22 protein-coding genes are annotated in these 22,295 nt (G+C 45.2%); 3 read left to right on the top strand and 19 right to left on the bottom strand.

What is annotated here, in order from left to right:
• Positions 1-31: 31 nt before the first annotated feature.
• From AXG56_RS04895 to AXG56_RS04870, 6 genes are all read right to left on the bottom strand, one after another.
• Positions 32-736: a cytochrome c biogenesis CcdA family protein gene (locus AXG56_RS04895; RefSeq protein ID WP_062513438.1), complete on the bottom strand. Its 705-nt coding sequence runs from the start codon at positions 734-736 to the stop codon at positions 32-34.
• Between the two features lie 139 nt (positions 737-875).
• On the bottom strand, positions 876-1,100 hold the full coding sequence (locus AXG56_RS04890; RefSeq protein ID WP_008640348.1) for a YneF family protein: 225 nt from the start codon (positions 1,098-1,100) through the stop codon (positions 876-878).
• Between the two features lie 73 nt (positions 1,101-1,173).
• Positions 1,174-1,590: a sporulation inhibitor of replication protein SirA gene (sirA, locus tag AXG56_RS04885; RefSeq protein ID WP_062513436.1), complete on the bottom strand. Its 417-nt coding sequence runs from the start codon at positions 1,588-1,590 to the stop codon at positions 1,174-1,176.
• Between the two features lie 158 nt (positions 1,591-1,748).
• Complete coding sequence (tkt, locus tag AXG56_RS04880) at positions 1,749-3,752, bottom strand: transketolase (RefSeq protein WP_062513433.1); 2,004 nt, start codon at positions 3,750-3,752, stop codon at positions 1,749-1,751.
• A gap of 171 nt (positions 3,753-3,923) precedes the next feature.
• On the bottom strand, positions 3,924-4,157 hold the full coding sequence (locus tag AXG56_RS04875) for a DUF896 domain-containing protein (RefSeq protein ID WP_008640353.1): 234 nt from the start codon (positions 4,155-4,157) through the stop codon (positions 3,924-3,926).
• A gap of 101 nt (positions 4,158-4,258) precedes the next feature.
• Positions 4,259-4,918 (bottom strand): recombinase family protein, encoded by a 660-nt coding sequence (locus AXG56_RS04870; RefSeq protein ID WP_026577431.1) that lies wholly within the window; start codon positions 4,916-4,918, stop codon positions 4,259-4,261.
• Positions 4,919-5,210: 292 nt separating this feature from the next.
• Here AXG56_RS04870 and lexA point away from each other — a divergent pair, with 292 nt between their 5' ends.
• Entirely contained in the window at positions 5,211-5,834 is a 624-nt protein-coding gene (gene lexA, locus AXG56_RS04865) for a transcriptional repressor LexA (protein ID WP_026577432.1), read from the top strand.
• A gap of 23 nt (positions 5,835-5,857) precedes the next feature.
• Here the strand turns inward: lexA and AXG56_RS19275 are convergent, their stop codons facing one another.
• From AXG56_RS19275 to AXG56_RS19840, 3 genes are all read right to left on the bottom strand, one after another.
• Complete coding sequence (locus AXG56_RS19275) at positions 5,858-6,091, bottom strand: hypothetical protein (protein WP_152413438.1); 234 nt, start codon at positions 6,089-6,091, stop codon at positions 5,858-5,860.
• Between the two features lie 81 nt (positions 6,092-6,172).
• Positions 6,173-7,282, bottom strand: a complete 1,110-nt coding sequence (locus tag AXG56_RS04860; protein ID WP_062513431.1) for an N-acetylmuramoyl-L-alanine amidase — start codon at positions 7,280-7,282, stop codon at positions 6,173-6,175.
• A 210-nt stretch (positions 7,283-7,492) separates the two neighbouring features.
• Positions 7,493-8,401 (bottom strand): methyl-accepting chemotaxis protein, encoded by a 909-nt coding sequence (locus AXG56_RS19840; RefSeq protein WP_035387993.1) that lies wholly within the window; start codon positions 8,399-8,401, stop codon positions 7,493-7,495.
• Positions 8,402-8,719: 318 nt separating this feature from the next.
• Between AXG56_RS19840 and AXG56_RS04850 the strand changes: the two genes are divergently transcribed.
• Complete coding sequence (locus tag AXG56_RS04850) at positions 8,720-8,911, top strand: hypothetical protein (protein WP_008640364.1); 192 nt, start codon at positions 8,720-8,722, stop codon at positions 8,909-8,911.
• A gap of 624 nt (positions 8,912-9,535) precedes the next feature.
• Here the strand turns inward: AXG56_RS04850 and glnA are convergent.
• The 7 genes from glnA to miaA form a co-directional block, all read right to left on the bottom strand.
• Positions 9,536-10,867, bottom strand: coding sequence for a type I glutamate--ammonia ligase (gene glnA / locus AXG56_RS04845; RefSeq protein ID WP_008640365.1), 1,332 nt, complete (start codon positions 10,865-10,867; stop codon positions 9,536-9,538).
• Between the two features lie 21 nt (positions 10,868-10,888).
• Positions 10,889-11,293 (bottom strand): MerR family transcriptional regulator, encoded by a 405-nt coding sequence (locus AXG56_RS04840; protein WP_008640366.1) that lies wholly within the window; start codon positions 11,291-11,293, stop codon positions 10,889-10,891.
• 114 nt (positions 11,294-11,407) lie between these two features.
• A complete protein-coding gene (locus tag AXG56_RS04835) occupies positions 11,408-12,655 on the bottom strand; it encodes a methionine gamma-lyase family protein (protein ID WP_008640367.1) in 1,248 nt (415 codons plus the stop codon).
• A gap of 18 nt (positions 12,656-12,673) precedes the next feature.
• A complete protein-coding gene (hflX, locus tag AXG56_RS04830; protein ID WP_062513428.1) occupies positions 12,674-13,903 on the bottom strand; it encodes a GTPase HflX in 1,230 nt (409 codons plus the stop codon).
• A gap of 75 nt (positions 13,904-13,978) precedes the next feature.
• On the bottom strand, positions 13,979-14,920 hold the full coding sequence (locus tag AXG56_RS04825) for an AAA family ATPase (protein ID WP_008640369.1): 942 nt from the start codon (positions 14,918-14,920) through the stop codon (positions 13,979-13,981).
• A 134-nt stretch (positions 14,921-15,054) separates the two neighbouring features.
• Positions 15,055-15,279, bottom strand: coding sequence for an RNA chaperone Hfq (hfq, locus tag AXG56_RS04820; RefSeq protein WP_008640370.1), 225 nt, complete (start codon positions 15,277-15,279; stop codon positions 15,055-15,057).
• A gap of 45 nt (positions 15,280-15,324) precedes the next feature.
• Positions 15,325-16,254 (bottom strand): tRNA (adenosine(37)-N6)-dimethylallyltransferase MiaA, encoded by a 930-nt coding sequence (miaA, locus tag AXG56_RS04815; RefSeq protein ID WP_062513427.1) that lies wholly within the window; start codon positions 16,252-16,254, stop codon positions 15,325-15,327.
• Positions 16,255-16,443: 189 nt separating this feature from the next.
• On the opposite strand from miaA, the gene AXG56_RS04810 reads away from it, so the two are divergent.
• Positions 16,444-16,803 carry a helix-turn-helix domain-containing protein gene (locus AXG56_RS04810; RefSeq protein ID WP_008640373.1) on the top strand — a complete coding sequence of 120 codons (360 nt, stop codon included), beginning with the start codon at positions 16,444-16,446 and terminating at the stop codon, positions 16,801-16,803.
• 134 nt (positions 16,804-16,937) lie between these two features.
• Here the strand turns inward: AXG56_RS04810 and mutL are convergent, their stop codons facing one another.
• From mutL to AXG56_RS04795, 3 genes are all read right to left on the bottom strand, one after another.
• Positions 16,938-18,794, bottom strand: coding sequence for a DNA mismatch repair endonuclease MutL (mutL, locus tag AXG56_RS04805; RefSeq protein ID WP_062513425.1), 1,857 nt, complete (start codon positions 18,792-18,794; stop codon positions 16,938-16,940).
• A 13-nt stretch (positions 18,795-18,807) separates the two neighbouring features.
• On the bottom strand, positions 18,808-21,399 hold the full coding sequence (gene mutS, locus AXG56_RS04800; RefSeq protein ID WP_026577435.1) for a DNA mismatch repair protein MutS: 2,592 nt from the start codon (positions 21,397-21,399) through the stop codon (positions 18,808-18,810).
• Between the two features lie 172 nt (positions 21,400-21,571).
• Positions 21,572-22,150: an outer spore coat protein CotE gene (locus AXG56_RS04795; protein WP_008640090.1), complete on the bottom strand. Its 579-nt coding sequence runs from the start codon at positions 22,148-22,150 to the stop codon at positions 21,572-21,574.
• Positions 22,151-22,295: the final 145 nt, after the last annotated feature.

Here is a 22,295-nt window from a genome sequence, read left to right as displayed (position 1 = left end):
TGATAATACAAAAACAGCAGAAAATCCATGATCAGAAACCTTGGAATCCGAAGAAGCCGGCAAGGTAGGAAGTAAGCTTCGTCATCCAGTTAAAATAGAGCGCAATCCCTACCGCTATCATTACATATCCGCCTGACTTTACGATTCCCGCACTGTGTCGTTTAATCCAACCCAGTTTGCCGACAAAGAAAGACAGCAGGAGAAATGGGATGGAGAAACCGAGGGAATAGGCAACCATCATGACTAAAAACAAGTCCGGAGAGTCAGCTGCGAGCGACAAAACACCGGCAAGAATCGGCCCCGTACAGGGCGTCCATCCCAGCGAAAAGGCTAAACCAATTAAAAAGCTTCCCGCATACCCGGAAGGACGGTTCTTGAACGCTATTTTGCGATCCTTCATTAAAAAACGAAAATTAAAGACGCCGATAATGACGAAACCAAAGAAAATGATAAGAATTGCTCCTAAGCGACGGATCACGGATTCATTTTGAATGAGAAACTGACCAATAAAACTCCCTGAAAATCCAAGAATCAGAAAAATGGTGGTAAACCCAAGCAAAAACAGTACCGTGTGCAACTGGCTGCGCCTTTTCAACATCCCGTTATCTTCCTTTAATTCATGAACGCTCATCCCGGTTATGTAGGAAAGAAAAGCTGGATACAAAGGAAACACACACGGAGAGATAAACGATAAAAATCCTGCACCAAAAGCGAGAAATACATTGACTTCTGTCATTGGCCCACCCCCCCTTGTTTCTGCGTCGCCTACCATTGTATCAAATAAAAATCGGAAAAACGACGAAAGTGTGTGAACATCTATGGAAGTTTACATAGATAGAGCCTTCTCCCAGACGTCCGGTAGAAGGCTCGATTCATTATTTCATTTGGTTGTTCATGGAACGCATCATCTGATTGATCTTCTTCTGTGAAGGCTTCTGGCCCATCTGCATCATCAGTGTACGTAACATCTGTTCGTTAATTGGCGGGTTTTTCTTTAAATAGTTCATCATGTACCTTCTTGCGATGAAGAAGCCCAGGGCTACACCACCGACAAGAGTCAACAAGGCTATGATGATAACCCATACGATCCCCAGTGTCATGTTTTCGTCTTCCTCCTTCGAATTGTCTCCCATAACAGTATAGTAAAACGTCTATGAGAATACAATAGCCGTTTTAAGAGAAGAGTCTGGCAGAAGGCAGCGGGGCAATCCATCCATAATATTGACCGGACAATTCGATAATAAAGAAAGAATGATCCGTATTCCTTAACGGGTGGAAAACAGAGCTCTCTGCCTGCCAAAGGCTCTCGCTGTAATAGAGACAACAATAGTTCTTACTTCTTATTATATCATAGCCGCTAGGTAATTCGAAAAAAGGACGACACAAATCGGCCGTTTTCTTCTCCAAAGACCCTTCCGCAAGGGGAAAATCACAAAATGGAAAAGAATCGACTATGTAAGACAACTGCTTGTAATGAATAACCGGCTCATACTCCTCCACACATTCAAGGAAGAACTGCCTGAGCACTTCTGCTCTATGGTAATACTTTTCCATAACCTCTCTTTTCACGGAAAAAATGATAAACTGCATCGCTATCCTCTCCTTGTGCTTATTATAGAGGGCGCAGGAGGGATATGCTGTCATAATATGAAAGGACAGGCATGGTTATTTTGTCAAAATGACGCTGATTTACATTATGTAAAACAGGAAAGAAGAGAGCTTCCGAAGGCGGAAGCTCTCCCTGTTATTTATTTCATAAGGTTCTCCGCATGTTTCACAACATTTTCTACAGTGAAACCGTAGTTCTTGATTACCGTATCTCCAGGTGCGGAAGCGCCGAACTTGTCGATACCGATAATAGAGCCGTCCAGACCAACATAACGGTCCCAACCAAAGGATGCTCCCATTTCGACAGCAAGACGTTTGCGAACGTTTGAAGGAAGAATTTCTTCTTTGTATTCCTTAGACTGAGCTTCGAAGTGAGTAAAGGACGGTACGCTTACTACGCGGACATCGAATCCTTTTGTCTTCAATTCTTTCTGCGCTTCTACGATCAGCTGAACTTCCGATCCGGAAGCGAGAAGAATTGCATCAGGCTCTTCTTTGTCAGAATCACTAAGGATATAAGCTCCTCGCTTCATACCTTCATATGCTTTCTCTTCCGTTCCTTCAAGTGTAGGAAGGCCTTGACGAGTCAATACGAGTGCTGTAGGCATCGTTTCAGACTCCATCGCAATCTTCCATGCAGCATTCGTTTCGTTTCCATCTGCAGGACGAAGGACTGCAAGATTAGGCATCGCACGAAGAGAAGCAAGCTGCTCCACAGGCTCGTGAGTAGGTCCATCTTCTCCTACTGCTACAGAGTCATGAGTAAGGACGTAGTTTACCGGCAGGTTCATCAAAGCAGATAAACGAACGGCCGGACGCAGGTAATCACTGAACACAAAGAACGTACCGCCATAGATCTTGAGACCTCCGTGGAGGGCAATTCCATTCATAGCAGCCGCCATAGCGAATTCACGTACACCGAACCAGATGTTTCTTCCGGCATAGTTTTCACGTGTGAAATCTTCTTCTTCTTTGACTTCTGTTTTATTTGATCCTGCAAGGTCGGCACTACCACCGAATAATGAAGGAACTGTTTTGGATAATGCATTGATCGCATCACCGGATGCCGCACGTGTAGCCGGGCTGTCTTCTCCTACTGTATAAGAAGGAAGCTCTTTGTCCCAGCCTTCCGGAAGCTGACCAGCGATCGCCGTTTCCAATTCTTCGGCAAGCTCTGGATACGCTTCTTTATACTGCTTCATCAGCTCGTTCCATTCCTGCTCTTTCGCTTGACCATTGTCTTGAATTTTCTCTTTGAAGTCTTGATAAACTTCATCCGGTACGTGGAACGGCTCATGCTCCCACTTGTAGAATTCTTTCGTAGCTGTTGTTTCCTCAGCACCAAGTGGCGCGCCGTGAGAAGCGGACTTACCGGATTTGTTCGGTGAACCGAATCCAATGACGGTTTTCACTTCAATCATAGTAGGCTGCTCTTTATTCGCTTTTGCTTTTTCAATTGCTGCTGCAATTTCTTCGGTATCGGTTCCATCTTCAACACGGATGACTTCCCAACCGTAAGCTTCGTAGCGTTTCTCTACGCTTTCGCTGAAGGAACGATCCAGATCTCCATCAAGAGAGATGTCGTTGGAATCATAAAGCACGATCAATTTCCCAAGACCTAAGTGACCTGCAAGGGAAGCAGATTCCTGAGAAACGCCCTCCATAAGGTCGCCATCTCCGCAAATGGAGAAGGTATAGTGATCGACAACATTGTAATCACCGCGGTTGTACTTAGCAGCAAGGTGTGCTTCTGCCATCGCCATACCGGTCGCCATTGCAAGCCCTTGACCTAGAGGACCAGTTGTAGCTTCGACTCCGTCAGTGTGGCCGTATTCAGGGTGACCAGGAGTTTTAGAATCCCACTGACGGAAGGACTTCAAATCCTCGATGGATACGTCATAACCAGACAGGTGAAGCATGCTGTAAAGAAGCATGGACCCGTGTCCAGCGGATAGGACAAAGCGGTCACGGTCGAACCATTGAGAGTTCTTAGGATTGTGATCCATAAACTTCGTCCAAAGTGTGTAAGCCATTGGAGCTGCTCCCATAGGCATTCCAGGGTGGCCGGAATTAGCTTTTTCTACTGCATCGATAGATAAAGTACGAATAGTATTGATTGATGTTTGTTCAAGGCTGTTAGCCATGTAAACATTCCCCTTTCTGTTAAGGCATATGTACCATGTATTATCCTATAATGAAATTACATTTGAGACAAGCGCCAGGACTCAATAAAACCGTGACCGTTCTAATTTTCCCTGAATAAGCAAAATTAAACAAAGAAGCCGCACGCTTTATGGCTAAGCGTGCGGAGGAAGTTAATTTTTCTTCTCATTCTTCTGCATCTGTTTCAATTTTGCCGGTGTCACGTCGTTTCCTTCTGGATCTACAACCGTTACACCTTTCAATTGGTTCTTAAACGATTTGCGGGCGTTTTTCAAGTATTCCTGTCTGAGCGTTTTCTGCTCTGCTTTTTCGGAATCTGTCAAATCCACCTGCTTGGATTTATTGGCCAACTCATTAATTCGCTTGATTTTCTCTTGGGATAACATATGATCCTGCTCCTTTTTATTAGTGATCGATAAGCAGACGATGGTACATAAAACGGAAAAAGACAAGCAGCCTTCAGACCCTTGTCTATCGTCTATTTATATTACAGTTCTTCCGTCTCCTTTTCAAGCGATAGGTATTCTTTATACCTTCTATGTACGGTCGCTTTAGAAACGTCATATCCCAGTCCTCGAAGCGTCGCTGCGATATCTTTAAATGTCAAATCATTATTGCGAAGTCGCACAACCTCTTCAATTGGAAAATGGAGTCGTTCACGGCCCGGAGCCATGTGTCTGTTGGATAAATTTTCAGAAGGGTCATATCCTTCTGCTACAGCTTTCTTCATTCCTCTTCGTATTTTCATATTGTGGATTTTCCGCTGATACTCCTCCACAATCCCAACGATCTGAAGCACCATAGAATCCGACTCGGAAATCTGAAGTTCGCCTTCATGAGTAAGGGAATAAACCTTAACCCCAAGCCTGTTAAGCTGATGGAAAAGGGCTATCTTCGTATTCCCTCTTCCGAGCCTCGTCTCATCCTGAATCAGCAATGCATCCGCCTGTCTTGAAGAAAGGTACTCCAAAACAGAAAAAATACCTTCTCTTTCTATTTCGTAGCCGCTTGCCTGTTCTTCAATGCAATCGACAATTTCCAACCCGTGATTTTCTGCCATGGCAGTCAATTCCGCCCTCTGGCGTTTTAACGATGAGATCTGCGCCTCTTTTTCCGTGCTGACGCGGCAGTACAAAACAACCTTCATCTACAATAAACCCCTCTCTTATCCGCTCGTTACCATAGAATAATAGAGAAAAGCGAAGCTGACAACAAACAAAATGATGTACGTGACGTCCAGTTTGGATAGTTTATTGAACATGTGAACCCCTCCATATTAAGAACGAACGTTCCTAAGAACCTGTGTTCGCATTTGATATTTTTAATTATATACGAATGTACGTTCCTGTCAACGACTTTTTTTCGAACGCTTGTTTGTGTTTTTTTGCCCTCCATGGTACAATGTGGTTACTATAATCCTATGTACGAGGTGCTAATCTATGAATAAACTTTCCAAGCGGCAGCAAGAAATACTAGATTTCATAAAAGAACAGGTAGTGTTAAAAGGGTATCCACCATCCGTTAGGGAAATCGGACAGTCTGTGGGTCTTGCTTCCAGCTCGACTGTGCACGGACACTTATCAAGGCTTGAGAAAAAAGGTTTTATCCGTCGGGACCCTACGAAACCGCGGGCAATTGAAGTTATTGAATTAGAAGAGGATCACAGTATTCCCAGAAGCGAGGTCGCCTATGCCCCTGTGATCGGTAAGGTCACAGCAGGGTCTCCCATCACCGCTGTCGAAAATATTGAAGAGTACGTTCCACTCCCGGATACGCTTGCAGGAACGGACGACAACACATTTGTGCTCATCGTACAGGGAGAGAGTATGATAGAAGCAGGAATCCTGGACGGAGATATGGTAGTAGTCAGACAGCAGCAGACAGCTCAGAACGGTGACATTGTCGTTGCCATGACAGAAGAAGAGGAAGCGACGGTTAAACGCTTTTTTAAAGAACAGAACCACATCAGGCTTCAGCCGGAAAATGCGACAATGGAACCGATTATACTAAATGATGTTTCCATTTTAGGACGAGTTGTCGGTTTATACCGGACGGTGCATTAAAACAGAAAGAAGCGGCGGCCGTTTTAAGCCCCGCTTCTTTTCTCTGTTCCTTTATTTTTACGAAAAACTGCCACGGCAAGAATCCCATCCCATCTGAACGTTCTTACTTGTTTCCGTGTATAACAATAAGCCACGCAACAGGCTTCCTCCATCCTTATAACTCGAATTAATCGTTGAGAAATAGATTGATCACGGGCATGATAAATAATTTCTAACGGTAAATGCTCTATCATAGAACGGTTTAATAATTGGTGCATACGCATCACCCCATTACGAACATTTGTTCTTCTATTGTATGAAGAATGACGCCGAAAGTATACCGGGAAATCCTGGGCCGTTCATCGTTTTAAATAATTTTCGATCTTTCGGGCTGTCTCCAGACGCGTCGCTCCGGATAGATCAACAAAATTGGACCCTTTTAAGCCAGCCGTTCCCCCACCGGCAACGATTATCTTTTTAGCCACTTGGCGCCTCTCTGCCGTACGCCTTAACGCAATCATTGCATTTTCCCGAATAGCAAGTGTCTCCACAGCAGGGAAATCAGCAAATGAATTGATGACAACTGCAACCTCTTCCATTTCATCATCCTCCATTTTTTTGAGGGCTTCTTCCATTGCCCTTTTTGTATTTGGCCCATAATATCCATCGACTCTTAAACCCTGATCCCTCTGAAAAGCTTTGACAGCTGTCTCTGTAGCTGGACCGAAGGAACCATCGGCCCCGTAGCCTCCCATGGAATAGCCCAATTTCAATAAATTGCGCTGCAGCACACGTACCGCTTCTCCCGTATCCCCAAGAGAAAGGTAATTTTTGTCGATCGTTTCACCGACGCCTTTAAAAGCCACACCGAAGTACTCACAGATTCCCTGCGCGTGTTCCTTTGCTACTTCTTGTTGAAAAGCTTCATTAATCATTAACAAAGCCTCGCGCCTGTTATCCATATAGCCGTTTTCGGTTAGAATTGCAGGCATATCTGTTTCTCGCAACACATGAAAATTGCCTTCTTTAACACCGCGCCAGTTCTGTTGCGTCCCTCGCCGTAAATACTTGCCGACAAGCGCTGCCAATCTGCCAGCCTCCCGATTCAAAGAACCCGGATACACATATACTTCAATTCCGCTGGGATCTGATCCACCGAAAGAACCGTCAAATGCGTTGTAATGCACGGACACGTAAATATCTGCATTGTACCTGTTCGCTTCTGCTGTTCTTGTCGTAAGAGGGGTATCCGCATCTGTGGGTGCAACAAGCAGCACACGGAAGCCATGGTATAAAAGAATATCTGAGAGATAAGCAACGACCTTTCTATTAAACTCATTCTCTTTAATTTGACGCCCCAGCTCAGGTATATACGGCGTTCTCTTCCCAGGAGTCTCCATCCCATGTCCATCATCCAAAGCAACCAACCTGCCGTTCCAGCTTCCGCTTGGATAGACTAATCTTGCCATAATGATCTCCTTTACTAATCTATTAATTTCCTTTACAAATATTTAGCAATAGTAACTACTTCTATGTAACAAGATTATGCTCACTCTTGTCCTTTGGTTCCATTTTGCCGCAACATAGGGCACATATATCCGCTTCTGTCCCTTACTAAAGCCCAAAAATCATACAAAAGGAGCGCTCCGTTCTGTTCACGGCCGCTCCCTTATATCTATCTATATAATTTCTTGCAAGTGATTGGCTCTTACCTCCAACTCTTCCCCGTCTCCGACAAGCTCATGATAAATCTCACTTGCAGACTTAATTTGTGATAAAGCAGCCTCCACATCTTTTTGTATCTTCACCGTTCCCTTTGTGATATTTTCTATTTCATTAGTAATGCTTTCTACATTTTCATTCACTTCGCTGATGGATTTTTCTACTTTATTCGATAATTTACGCACTTCTTTTGCAACGACATCGAATCCTCTCCCATGCTCTCCCGCACGCGCAGCTTCAATTGCGGCGTTTAATGACAACAAGTTTGTCTGAGAAGCAATATCACGAATGGTCTTAACCACTCCCTGGATCTTAGTTGTTTGAATACCAAGCTCCCCAAGCGTTTCCGTGTTTTCAGAAGATATCGAAGAAATCTGATCTACTCTGTCACTTAAATCATTCTGAAAGGCTAATCCTTGGACCGCCTTTTCATTTAATGTGTAAGACATATCCTTCAACCTGCCGACAAGGTCCTGAAGTCCCTGCTGCCGCTCTGATATGTCTGTTGCAACTTTTAATATTCCACTGACCATTCCATTCTCCCATACAGGCATGTAGGTTGCTTCCAGCCAAATTTCTGCTCCTCGCCTGTTCTTTCTGAGAATTTTATTCTGAAAACTCTTTCCGGTTCTCAAATTTTCCCAAAAAAGCAGATACTCTGCACTTTCAGAAAAGTCCCGGAAACAGAACTCCTTATGATCCTTCCCTATAATTTCCCGGTTCGAGTTGTACCCCATTGTATCAGCAAACCGATCATTGACATAACGCACCTTGCGATCAGTTCCAAAATATATCATCGCCAAATTATCATTGATGGATCGAAACAAGCGCTCTTCTATAACATCTCTATCTGCTGCACTAACCATTTCATTCCCCTTACTCTTTATTTATTTTGTTTCTTTCGTATAGGTATTTTACCCTATTCAAAAAACTAAAAACCACCCCGGGTACATTATTACCACCTGAATGCTCTCCGTCTAAGACCAAAACCAGACATCTTTATGGACGGAAGAATCAGCATAGGAGGGTTTCTATTTGTAAGCATACCTCTTTTATGTGAAAACGGATGTAATAAAAGCTATAGAACAAAAACAATCAGAATAGTTAAATAAAACTATTCTGAGGAAGTTAATCATTTTATACCGTATAATAATATTCAAATCCAGGCATTAAGGAGGGGTAGTGTGGATAAGTTAATGGATAAGTTAATTCGTTTGTATGACGATATCGACGGGGATCGCACGAATGACGAACAACTCAAGTTAATGGATGAAATGCTTCGTCGTATAAGGGAATTAAAACAAATAAATGAAACGTTACAGGCTCAAGTGGATACTTACGAAGATTTGATTATAAGATTAATAAAAGAAGGCTAAGCGGTCATTCCTTCTCACTGAGGTAAGAATCTCCCGGAGCGAAGGCTCAGGGGGAATGGAAGCAACACAATCCAGTCAAACACAGCGTAAACAAACGTTCGTAAACATACTCTACGTAACTAACGTTGTTCATTTAAGAAAACTTTAGATTATGGATGATGCAGGGAATGGCTGATTCACTTGTTGATTTTAGTTTCCCTCATCGCTTCTATATAATTTCAAACTCAAATAGCCTCAGGGACTAATACAATCCCCCCCATTTTCCCTGTATCTTTAAAATATGTCTGGGTTCCCCTGGCTTCTTCCAGAGGAAATGTACGATCAAATACCGGCTTAATTCTTCCTGACGCTAAGTTGAAAATATGATTATGATATGTGCTTCTTTTTTCCCTAACCTACCTTTTATTTCCTCACCCTCAGCATAACGAAAGGCTTCTGGAAATCAGCTTATAAGAATTACTATAAATAATATTGCAGGGCGCTCTCACATCCCTGTAGGCATTCAACTTCCAGATGTACTGTCATTCATCAACCTGCACCTTTTAAAGGTTAAACATATGTAAACCCACTTGGATCTTGCATATAAAAAAACCCCGAGGCTTAGAGCCCCAAGGGTTTTAAGGTTTAATACGTTTGCAGATATTGCTCTCTTTCCCACGGATGAACCTGTGTGCGGAACATATCCCATTCGATTTCCTTTGCTTCAATGAAGTGTTCGAAAAGGTGCTCTCCAAGAGCTTCCACCATGATCGAATCTTTTTGCAGCTCTACAAGGGCATCGTAAAGGGTTGCGGGCAGATCTTTCACACCGTGCGCTTCCCGTTCTTTTTTGTCCATGACATAGATGTTGCGATCAACCGGAGCCGGTGCTTCCAGCTTGTTCTTCACCCCATCGAGGCCAGCGGACAACAGGACTGCCATTGCCATATAAGGGTTTGCGGATGGGTCGACACTCCTCACTTCAATTCGCGTGCTCAACCCACGGGATGTAGGTACGCGGACGAGGGGACTGCGGTTTTGTCCGGACCAAGCAACGTAGCAAGGTGCCTCATAGCCAGGAACGAGACGCTTATAGGAGTTTACAGTAGGGTTCGTCACAGCAGTAAAGCTGGTCGCGTGCTTGATGATCCCTGCTGTAAATTGATAAGCGACTTCTGATAACTGGTCTTTTCCGTTTTCGTCGAAGAAGGCATTCCCCTTCTCATTAAACAAAGACATGTTTGCGTGCATACCGGATCCGTTCACGCCGAAGAGCGGCTTAGGCATGAAGGTAGCGTGAAGACCGTGCTTACGCGCAATGGTTTTTACTGCCAATTTAAATGTCTGGATATCGTCACAATGCTTCAGGGCATCGGAATAACGGAAATCAATTTCGTGCTGCCCGGGAGCAACTTCGTGGTGGGATGCTTCAATCTCAAATCCCATTTCTTCCAGCTCTAAGACGATATCACGACGGCAGTTTTCACCGAGATCGGTCGGTGCTAAATCGAAATACCCGCCTTTGTCGTTCAATTCCATCGTGGGTTCGCCTTTTTCATCTAATTTGAAAAGGAAGAATTCCGGCTCTGTACCGATATTAAAAGCGGAGAATCCAAGTTCTTCCATCTTCTTGAGGTTGCGCTTTAAGTTGTAACGCGGGCAACCTTCAAAAGGAGTCTGATCTGGGTTGTAAATATCACAGATGAATCGTGCCACTTTGCCTTTTTCTGAAGACCATGGGAAAACGACGAATGTATCGATGTCAGGTACAAGATACATATCGGATTCCTCGATCCGAACGAATCCTTCAATGGAGGAACCGTCGAACATCATCATGCCGTCCAGCGCTTTGTCCAGCTGGCTCAGTGGAATTTCTACGTTTTTGATCGTACCGAGCATATCCGTAAACTGGAGACGGATAAACCGTACGTTTTCTTCATCGATTTTTTTGTAAATTTCTTCTTTTGTTAAACCCATTGGATTTCCCCCTTGAAACGATTAATGAAAGAACCGGGACATTTCTCCCTGTCTGATTCCTAGCTTGCCTTGTCTTCCCGATGTGAATAGTTCTTGCTGCAGCATACGACGAAGCTCTTTCTCAGTCAGTTCATTATGGACTTCCTTCACTTCTTCTTCATTATATGCTTCATTCTCAGGCTTCTCTTCAAGCTTGAGAACTTTCTTGATCCCCGCCATGTTAACCCCTTGGTCGATGAGGTCCTTGATTTCAAGCAACCGGTCGACATCATTAAAGGAGTATATGCGGCGATTCCCCTCCGACCTGGCCGGATTGATCAGCTTATGCTGCTCATAGTACCGGATCTGCCTCGCAGTCAGATCAGTAAGAGATTGAACAATCCCCATTGGGAACAACGGCATGGAACGACGAATTTCATCACTCATCGATGTGCCCTCCTCCCATAAGAATGATACCTTCATTATACGATACGCAAGGTATATGTCAACATATGTGAGAAATGTTTACACATTAATGTTCCCAATGCTTTGGAAATGCTTTCACACTTTCACCATGCCTTCAGATATAAGCTGGTCCACAGCCTTTTGCACAGCAATTTTCACATGGGCATATGTTAGTCCTCCTTGGACAAATGCTGTGTATGGTGGACGGATCGGTCCGTCTGCTGTAAGTTCGAGACTCGCCCCTTGAATAAAGGTTCCGGCAGCCATAATCACCGGATCTTCATACCCCGGCATAGGACTTGGTTCCGGACGGACATGGGAATTGACAGGAGAAGCTTGTTGAATCGTTTGACAGAACCGTATCATTTGATCGGCTGTATCAAAACTAACCGATTGGATCAAGTCCGTCCTGCGGGCATCGAAGGATGGGTTTGTACGGAAACCAAGCTCTGCAAGGAACTTGGCAGTGAAAACTGCTCCTTTCAACGCTTCTCCGACGACATTCGGTGCAAGGAAGATGCCTTGGTACATTTCCTGGAGCATATTCAGGCTTGCTCCCGTTTCCTTTCCAAGCCCCGGGGCTGTCAATCGATAGCTGCACTGTTCAATCAATTCTTTACGGCCTGCTATGTACCCGCCGATCCGTGCAATACCACCGCCGGGATTCTTAATTAACGAGCCGGCAATCAGATCCGCTCCCGCCTGAATCGGTTCTTCCCGTTCTACGAATTCTCCGTAGCAATTATCTACAAATACAACGACATCAGGTTTGATGCTTCGCACGTGTTCAATGATGGACCGGATTTCTTCGATTAGGAAAGAGGGCCGGTCCTCATACCCTTTGGAACGCTGGATAGCGACTACTTTTGTATTGGAATGAATCGCGGCTCTTATGCCTTCTCTGTCAAAAGAACCATCCGCCTGAAGCGGCACGGATTTGTATCCGATCCCAAAATCACGGAGCGAACCTTTATCCGTTCCATCCGGACGGCCAATCACTTCATGCAGCGTATCATATGGTTCCCCGGAAATATAAAGCAGTTCATCCTGAGGGCGAAGAACGCCGAACAAGGCGGTCGTTATGGCGTGGGTGCCCGATATGAGTTGAGGCCGCACCAGTGCGTCTTCTGCTTGAAAAATGGCCGCATAGAGCGCTTCGAGGGTGTCACGTCCGAAGTCATCATATCCATACCCTGTCGTCGGATGAAAATGGGAATCGCTGACGCGAAGTTCCTGAAAGGCACGAAGCACTTTTTCTTGGTTGTATTCTACAGTGCTTTGAATAGCTTGGTGCTGCAGTTTAATGGTATCTTCTGTTCTTTGTTTCACTTCTTGTACATTCATGTTGACAACTTCCTTACATTATAATATCTGATGTTTTAAAGGGTGATCCGGATCAATGAAGCCGTGGAGCGCATACCCTTCCTGATCTTCCTTGAACAGCATGGATGTAACGATACTGGAAGAGCGGAATCGCTGCAGACGTTTTCCATCTGAAGCGGGTATAAACACATCATATTCCACCCAGTCTTCCTTCCATGTATCTTCCACTTTATGAAGCACACGCTTCAAATCGATCGGGTCGTGGACACTGACCGTCAAGGAAGGGTGGCTCGGCGGAATGAAGTCTCCAGTAAGGAGATCTTTTTTATTATATACGGTGACCATCGGCAGCCGCGAAGCCCCCAGTTCTTCCAACAGCTTTCTAACCGTTTTTTCCTGCTGGATATGATCAGGATGAGAGGCATCTACCATGTGCAGGACGAAATCCGCCTCTGTCATCTCTTCCAAGGTGGAACGGAAGGCTGCAATGAGTGTCGTTGGCAGATCCTGAATGAACCCGACTGTATCCGATAAAAGCACACGGAAACCGGATGGGAGGTTCAACTGCCTCGTCAGCGGATCGAGCGTCGCAAACAGTAGATCTTCTTCAAACGACTGGCTTTCTGTCACTCTATTGAAGAAAGTGGACTTCCCCGCATTGGTGTATCCGACAATCGCAATTTGATAGGCACGATTTTCCTTGCGGCGTTTGCGGTACTGCTCCCGTTGTCGTACGACTGTGTCAAGCCTGACTTTAATGTCGTCAATCCGGCGTTGGATATGGCGCCGATCCGTTTCCAACTTCGTTTCTCCCGGCCCACGCGTCCCGATCCCTCCACCGAGACGGGACAGAGCCGTACCTTGACCAGCGAGTCTCGGAAGCAGATATTGCAACTGAGCGAGTTCCACCTGCAACTTCCCTTCCTTCGTTCGGGCACGCCCGGCGAAAATGTCCAGAATGAGCTGGCTGCGGTCAATAACACGACGCTCCACCCGATCGGATATGTTCCTTAACTGACCAGGTGAAAGTTCATCATTGAATATAATTAACTCCGCTTCGGCAGCTTCTGCCTCCAGCTTAATTTCTTCCAATTTCCCTTGCCCCAGATAAGTAGCCGGGTGAACCCGGTCCCTGCTCTGGGTGATGATTTTACAGACTTCTCCACCTGCCGTCTCGGTCAGAGATTGAAGCTCCTGAAGGGAAGACTGAAACCGTTCTTCGTCCGCCCGCGGGTCTTTTCTTGCAACTAAAATCGCTGTCTCTTTCATGCTTTCACCTTCTTTTCTCTATCTATCCCCATCCATCATAACAAAAAGCAGGACCGAATACATGTTTCCCGTAAACTAGTCAATAAAATGAGCTGAAGCATCGAAACAAAAATCAGACGCACCTAAAGTCATCAACGTTTCCTTTTTGTAATCCGTTCCGTTGATGACACGCCACGCCTGCTTCCTGATCGCATCTTCTATCATGTTCCTGACGTAGCGGGCGTTCGAGAAATTTCTCTTTCGTTCGCGGCATACCAGCCGCAGGTGCTGGGAAAGCTTCCTTTCTGCATCGCGAGTCATTCGATAATCGCGGTCCTTGATCATTCCGGAAGCAATCATGGCAAGCTCCTCCGGTTGATAATTCTCGAAAGGCAGCTGAATAGGAAACCTGGAAGCAAGACCCGGGTTTATTGTCAGAAAATCTTCCATTTCTTCCGGATAACCGGCAAGAATGATAATTAACTTATCATGGTGATCTTCCATGCACTTGACCAACGTGTCGATCGCTTCCTTCCCAAAATCCTTTTCTCCCCCGCGCGCTAGAGAATAAGCCTCATCGATAAACAGCACCCCGCCCAGCGCTTTATGAATTAAGTCTTTCGTTTTCTGAGCCGTATGCCCGATATACTCACCGACGAGATCACTTCGATCCGCCTCAATGAAATGCCCTTTTTCGAGAACATCGATTTCATTAAAAAGAGCAGCTACCATCCTGGCCACCGTTGTTTTCCCCGTACCGGGGTTCCCTTTAAACACCATGTGGAGCACTTGGGCACTTGCCTTTAACCCTTCCGCTTCCCTTTTCTTCGCAATCAACACCTGGGCATAAATCTCCTTCACTCTCCGCTTTAGATCTTCCATGCCGATAATAGAAGCAAAATACTCATCAATTCTATGGAAGAGAGGGACGGACTTCTCCACCCTTTTCCCCTTACCAACCGGAACCGTTCTATCTTTTGATTCATGAAGGACGATATTGATCGTGCCGGGTTTCGCTGTTTTCGCTTGCGGTTGCACATGGATCCCTCCTCAATTCTCTTCATCATACGCATCGAAGGAATCCCCTGTGACAAACGCCCAGGAAAAGAAAGCGGGTACCCCGCAATTACCGGGATACCCGCTTTCTGTAACGTTCGACTTTGAAAAGGGTATTACTCTTTATCCAATGAAATGTTCTTGAGCGGAGCGAAGGTGGAAATCGCATGCTTAAAGATAAGCTGCTGCTTCCCTTCCGTCTCCAGAAGCACGGTAAAGTTATCGAACGCTTTCACTACACCTCTCAATTGGAAACCGTTGAGCAGAAAGACGGTCACCTGCATACGTTCTTTTCTTAGTTGGTTTAAATAGTTATCTTGGATATTTACTGTTTGAGCCATGGATCTTCCTCCTCTTTTCTATCTATACTAGTACGTTTCTACGTATTATCGGATCTTTCCTGCTAAATCGGCTAAAATTGTTTCAAATTTCTCTTCGTACGTCTCCGGTGATACTTCATACCAGCAAACGTCCATTTTGTTTTTAAAATAGGTGTATTGCCGTTTAGCGTAACGTCTGGAATTTCTCTTCAGAATGGCAACCGCTTCTTCCAGGGTGCCTTCTCCTTTAAGATATGGAAGGAGCTCTTTGTAGCCGATGGCTTTCATGGATTGAGAATCTTCCAGCCCGTCCTCGAAGAGAGTGCGCACTTCATCAAGAAGCCCTGATGCGATCATGGTATCTACACGTTCATCGATTCTTTGATAAAGACGGGACCTTTCCATTTCGAGTCCAATGAGGAATGGATCAAAAGGAGACTCAGATGCCTGGTTTTGTTGATATTCACTCATCGTCTTCCCCGTTGTTTCATAGAGTTCCAGACCTCTGAGCACCCGGCGCACGTTGTTCGGATGAACAGAAGCTGCATGCGTTGGATCGATTTCTTCCAACCGCTTGTACATATTTTCTTTCCCATGAGCCTCCAACTCCTGTTCGAGTCGTTCCATAACTTCCGGACTTTTCTTTTCCTCTGCAAAATTGAAATCATAAAGCGTTGCTTGTATGTACAGACCCGTCCCACCTACGAGCACAGGAAGCTTTCCACGATTAGTGATGGCATGGATTAAACCATGGACTCTCTCCTGGAATTCCGCCACGGAGAAGCTTTCCTCCGGACCTTTGATATCAATCATATGGTGCGGGATACCTTCCATCTCGTCTTTCGTCACTTTGGCGGTACCGATATCCATCGTCCGGTAAATCTGCATGGAATCACCACTGATCACCTCTCCGTCGAAACGCTTCGCAATCCGCACTCCAAGGTTCGATTTTCCGACGGCTGTCGGGCCAACCACTGATATTACTTTCGGTTTCAAGCCATTACCTCCTAAACAAAGCTGATACCTATTATACAGGAATCCCTACAGAATCATACCTCACGAGCCAAACTAACGGATTTCGTTACCCAAACCAACGATTTCCGTTAGTAATATTCAAAATATTCGTTAGTTTCACTATCGCATCTCGTTAGTATGTGATATAGTATAGGAAAGGAGGCGACTGAATTGGTCCATGAAAGGATTCGTTCGCTTAGAAAGGAAAGACGATTAACGCAGTCGATGCTTGCTGAAAAAGTCGGTGTATCCCCACAAGTCGTATCAAATTGGGAACGCAATTATACTTCTCCTGATCTGGATGATCTGACGAAGATCGCAAACGCTCTTCATACTACCGCTGATTACCTGCTTGGCTTAAGTGATGAGCAGGAAGATGAAATGCGTGAGATCAAGCAGCTGCTCGAAACGAAAGGTTATAACAAACCCGTTTTCTTTGATAAGAGCGCCTGGTTCGGTATTCAACCGGATGATATTAAACAGATTGATAATTATTTCCGGTTCCTTCTCCAACAAAAAAATATATCCTAACCCTCCCCTACGGGAGCTTAACGAGCTAATCGACAAAATAATGACCGTAATTATATTATGTAAACAAAATAACCCCAAAAGAAACTTCTGGAATAGAAGCTTCTTTTGGGGTTATTTCTTAACAATTGAAACGATCACATAACACGTTTAAACATTTTCTCCATTTCATATTCTGAGAAAAAAACAATAATCGGCCGGCCGTGCGGACACGTAAATGGATCCGTGGAATTACGAAGATCCTCCAGCAGACGGAACATATCTTCCTGGTTCAAATAATGATTTGCTTTAATGGATCGTTTGCAGGACATTAGTATTGCCGCTTCTTCCCGAAGTTTGAGAATATCAATTCTCTCTTCGGTGATCAGCTGTTGGATCATTTCATCAATGATCTCCTCTTCAAATCCTTTCGGAAACCAGATTGGATGGCTGCGGATAATGTAACTGGTTTCTCCGAATGATTCAAAGAAAAGACCTGCTTTCTCTAATTCTTCTTTATGTTCTTCCAGGCGCAGCGACTCCTGCCTTGAAAAATCAAACGTCATCGGGACGAGGAGTTCCTGTACTTCATGCTCCACTTCCGCTAACTTATCACGAAAGAATTCATACTTGATCCGCTCCTGAGCTGCGTGCTGATCGACGATATACATACCCTCTTCATTCTGAGCCAATATATATGTCCCGTGGAGCTGACCAATCGGATACATGGTCGGCACCCTTTTCTTCGGCTGTGACTCCTCTTCTTTCATCCTCGTTAAATCGACGGAGGGGACAGTCCGTTCTTCTTTGCCGAACGGCTCTTCCATTTCTTTCAAAAGGACATCCTGCCGGGCAGTATAATTGTCCACCCGTCGTTCGACAGGTGCGTCTGTTTCAATCAGCTGGCCGATTGTTTCTTCCTGGTGCTTATGCGCTTCCTCTTTTTTCGTTTCATAAAGCTCCATAGAGGTCTGTGTGGACTTTAATTTCTCCGGTTTTTCTTTCTTTTCTTCCACCTCAGGAATAAGCGTCTGCTTTCGAAACGCCTGCCTGATCGTATCCTCAAGCAGGCCGAACAATTCTTTTTCTTTACTGAAACGAACTTCCAGCTTCGACGGATGTACGTTCACATCCACAAGAATCGGATCCATATCGATGTTTAAAACGACAATAGGGCTTTTACCAATCGGAAGAAGCGTGTGATAGCCTTGAAGGACTGCTTTATTCAAGGGTATGCTTCTGATAAAACGACCGTTGATGATTGTAGACATATAGTTTCTGGATGCGCGGTAAACTTCCGGTTTAGCAATAAAGCCGGTGATTTTAAAGTCTGCATTTTCCGCTTCGATTGGTACCATTTTCCTTGCAACGTTCATCCCGTAAATGTTGGCAACCACCTGAAGGAGGTCTCCCCGGCCGTTCGTTTTAAAAATCTGCTTTTCATTATGGACGCAGAGTATCTGGACTTCTGGATGAGCGAGAGCCACCCGGTTGAGGATATCTGTGACATGCCCCAGTTCCGTATGAATCGTCTTCATATACTTCAGCCTTGCAGGCGTATTATAAAAAAGTTCATCTACCGTGATATCCGTCCCTTTTCTGGCATCACTTTTCGTTTTGGAAAGGAGCTTTCCCCCTTCAAGAGTCAGTTTCGTCCCGGCCGCGTCGCCGGTGGAAGTCTGTACCGTCAGACGGCTGACCGCCGCAATACTGGCAAGGGCCTCCCCCCGGAAGCCGAGGGTACGGACATGGAATAGATCATTTTCATCCTTGATCTTACTCGTAGCATGACGAAGGAATGCCCTCTCACAGTCCTCCTCCTCCATACCGGAACCGTCATCAGTGATCCGAATACGCTCAAGCCCTGCTTCAAGCAGTTCGACTTTAATCCATGATGCACCGGCATCAATGCTGTTTTCTATTAACTCCTTTACAACAGAGGCGGGCCGTTCAACAACTTCCCCTGCCGCTATTTTGTTGGCTAAATGGTCCGGCATAAGGCGTATACGCGCCATCTCTGTGTCCCCCTTACTTCTTCAGTTCTTTCTGAAGGCTGTATAATTCGTTCATGGCCTCCATCGGCGTCATTTCCATTAAATCAAGAGCTTTCAGCCGTTTTTCTATCACGGAGGAAGACTTCTTCTTCTCTTCCTTCTGTTTTGTCTCCTCAACAAATAGACTGAGTTGTTGTTCCTCCTCCAGACTGGCAGCTGCTTCTACAGACGAAGGCTCTTCCGTATGACTGCCGTTCTCCAGCTGGTGCAGCAGTTCTGTCGCCCGGCCGATCAAAGGCTCCGGTAGGTTTGCGAGCTTCGCTACGTGGATACCATAACTTTCATCCGCCGGTCCTTCTTTTATCTGGTGAAGGAAAATAACATTTCCCTCATATTCCTCTGCACGAACGTGTACATTCTTCAGCCGCTTCAGTGGATTCTCAAGTGATGTAAGCTCATGATAATGCGTAGAAAACAGCGTCTTCGCTTTAATATCATGGTGGATATATTCAACGATTGCCTGAGCAAGAGCCATTCCGTCGTAGGTGCTCGTCCCTCTTCCTATTTCATCAAGCAGAATCATGCTGTTTTCCGTGGCATGACTGATGGCATGATTCGCTTCCAGCATTTCCACCATGAACGTACTATGACCGGAAACAAGGTCGTCCGCCGCACCGATTCTTGTGAATATTTGATCAAAAATCGGCATCACTGCTGATGAACAAGGGACGAAACACCCCATCTGGCCCATGATAGCCGTTAAAGCAAGCTGACGCATATACGTACTTTTACCGGACATGTTAGGACCTGTGATCAACAGGACATCCGTTTCTTCGTCCATATAAATATCGTTCGGAACAAAGGTGCTGTCCTTCATCACCTGTTCCACCACCGGATGGCGCCCCTCTCTAATGTCGACGATTCGTTCTTGTCGATATGTCGGTCGTACGTATTGAGAGGATTCAGCTACCTGTGCAAAGCCCTGAAGAACATCGATTCTGCTGATTTGTTCAGCGAGTTGCTGAAGCTTCTGGACGTAAAACTTCACTTCGTCTCTTATTTTGAGGAACAGTTCATACTCGAGTTCCACACTCTTCTCCTGGGCTTCAAGTATCATTGTTTCTTTCTCTTTCAGCTCAGGAGTAATGAATCGTTCTGCATTTGTCAATGTCTGTTTCCGTTCATATTTCCCTTCAGGAAGAAACTTAAGGTTCGCTTTTGTCACTTCAATATAGTACCCGAACACCCGGTTATAACCGATCTTAAGCGACTTGATCCCGCTCTCCTTCCGCTCTCTCTGCTCCAGCTCTGCAATCCACTGCTTACCATTTTTGGAAGCATCCCGGTAGGCATCCAGCTGTTCATGGAAACCGGACCGGATGATCCCTCCCTCCTTCACTGCGATGGGAGGATCTTCTGCGATGCTTTCTTCAAGAAGATGACGGAGGTCTTTAAGTGGATCAATCTTTTCATAAAGCCTATGGATGGAACCGTGTGTAAAACGGGACAATGTTGATAAAATATCCGGAATTTTCTGCAAGGAGTTACGGAGTTGAATCAAATCTCTTGCGTTGACGTTCCCATAAGCAACTCTTCCTGCAAGACGCTCCAGATCGTACACGTTTGTTAATTCGTCGCGAAGTGTTTCTCTCTCAATAAACTGATCAAGGAAACCCTCCACCTGATCATGGCGGTCCGCAATGGCGTCAGCAGACAGAAGCGGACGTTCCATCCACTTCTTTAACATTCTCGCACCCATGGAAGTAATCGTCTTATCCACCACGGAAAGGAGGCTTCCTGCTTTCCCTTGTTTGCGGATCGTTTCCAAAAGTTCCAGGTTCCGCTTCGAATACATATCAAGCGTCATGTATTGTTTCAATTCGATGATTTGAAGAGGCTGAAGGTGATCCAGCGCCCGCTTCTGGGTATGCTGGATATAATTCAAAAGACGTCCGAATCCAAATATTAATTTTTCTTCCCTTACACCTTCTACCAGCTGTCGAAACGGCGGACTGATCGATGCATCGTCCTGATGGGATACCGTATACCCTAAGCGGTCGGAGAGTACAGACTGGTGGGCGGCATCAAAGTCGGAAGCTACGACCACTTCTTTAACGGGACGGTTGTATAACTCACTTAGTGCGGCATCGAAACCACCCGTAACGAGTGCAGCGCTGTTCTCACCGGTCGTCAAATCGTTGTAACTGACGACATAAGATCCGTCATCAAATGAACTTAGAGCAGCTACATAGTTATTTTCCTTCTCTTCCAGCATACTCCCTTCCATGACCGTCCCGGGAGTGATCAATTGAACGACTTCCCGTTTGACGACGCCTTTAGCGGCTTTCGGATCTTCCACCTGCTCACAGATGGCCACCTTGTACCCTTTCTCAACAAGCTGTTTTATGTAATTTTCAGCAGAATGATAAGGAACTCCGCACATCGGAATCCGGTCGCTGGACCCTCCATCCCTGCTCGTAAGCGTTATCTCGAGTTCCTTCGATGCCTGAATGGCATCCTCAAAGAACATTTCATAAAAATCTCCTAAACGAAAAAACAGAAAAGCATCCTGCTGATCTGCCTTGATCTTCAAATATTGCTGCATCATTGGTGTGTATTGTGCCATTGGTAAATCCTCCAAAACGTACGTAATTGTTCTCCACTCATTATAGCATAAGGCGCAATCCTCTCCTATAAACTTGTTCGTTCCCTAAAATACAATAAGAAGGGCTGCCGGATACACAACCCTTCTTCGTCCTAAAAAGAAAACCTCGCTGAGACAGCAAGGAATTCTTTCTTCAATCTTTCTTATCATGATGATGAGAACTGGATGATGATGGCAGGAAGTCCGTCTCGATCGCAGAAAAATCATCGGAGGACAAGTCATACTCGTAATCTTCTTTCTTATCACAGCCGTGTGGGTCAACCTTCACACAAAGCTTCGTTTCTCCAATGACGTCGACGATAAATTCACGCTCAACCTCGACAATGATTTTCTGTCCTTTTGGACAAATGTTTGCCTCCAGACAGTTCGGCTGCTGCACTACTTTTGCTATTACCTCAAAGTCATCATGTATACAGTTGTCATCTTTGACGGATAGTTTAACATAATCACAGTAACTGACGCGCTCAGTGACGACTTCTGTTTTTGTATTGTCGTTATAGGAATACCATACGTTAATATCGTAACTTCCTGTTACTTCTACATGTTCTCCTTTCTTCTTAGCATTGTAGATGTGATTGATGACCCAGCATCCGAGAATACTAGTCGGGCGGTGTGAGGGGCTGATGGTGTGCGTAGATTCTGTGAACTTTTTGCCTTTTCCAATGACGGCCTTTGTGATGATTTCTCGGTAATCTCTTTCGAAATAAGACATAGGGTTTTCACTCCTCCTTATTCTACCAACCATTCTATGCAGAGGTTGGGCGAATAGTTACTTGCAGGGCAAAGGTCTAAGGACGTGTTTAATTCATTCTATGCACTAGCCCATAAAATTGTACGAAAAAAATCCGCCAGAGGGG

This window comes from Halobacillus sp. KGW1, assembly GCF_001592845.1.
In the GTDB taxonomy this organism is placed as follows: Bacteria; Bacillota; Bacilli; order Bacillales; family Halobacillaceae; genus Halobacillus.
Note: the sequence above shows the minus strand (reverse complement) of the source record. Positions and strands in the feature narration are given on the sequence as shown.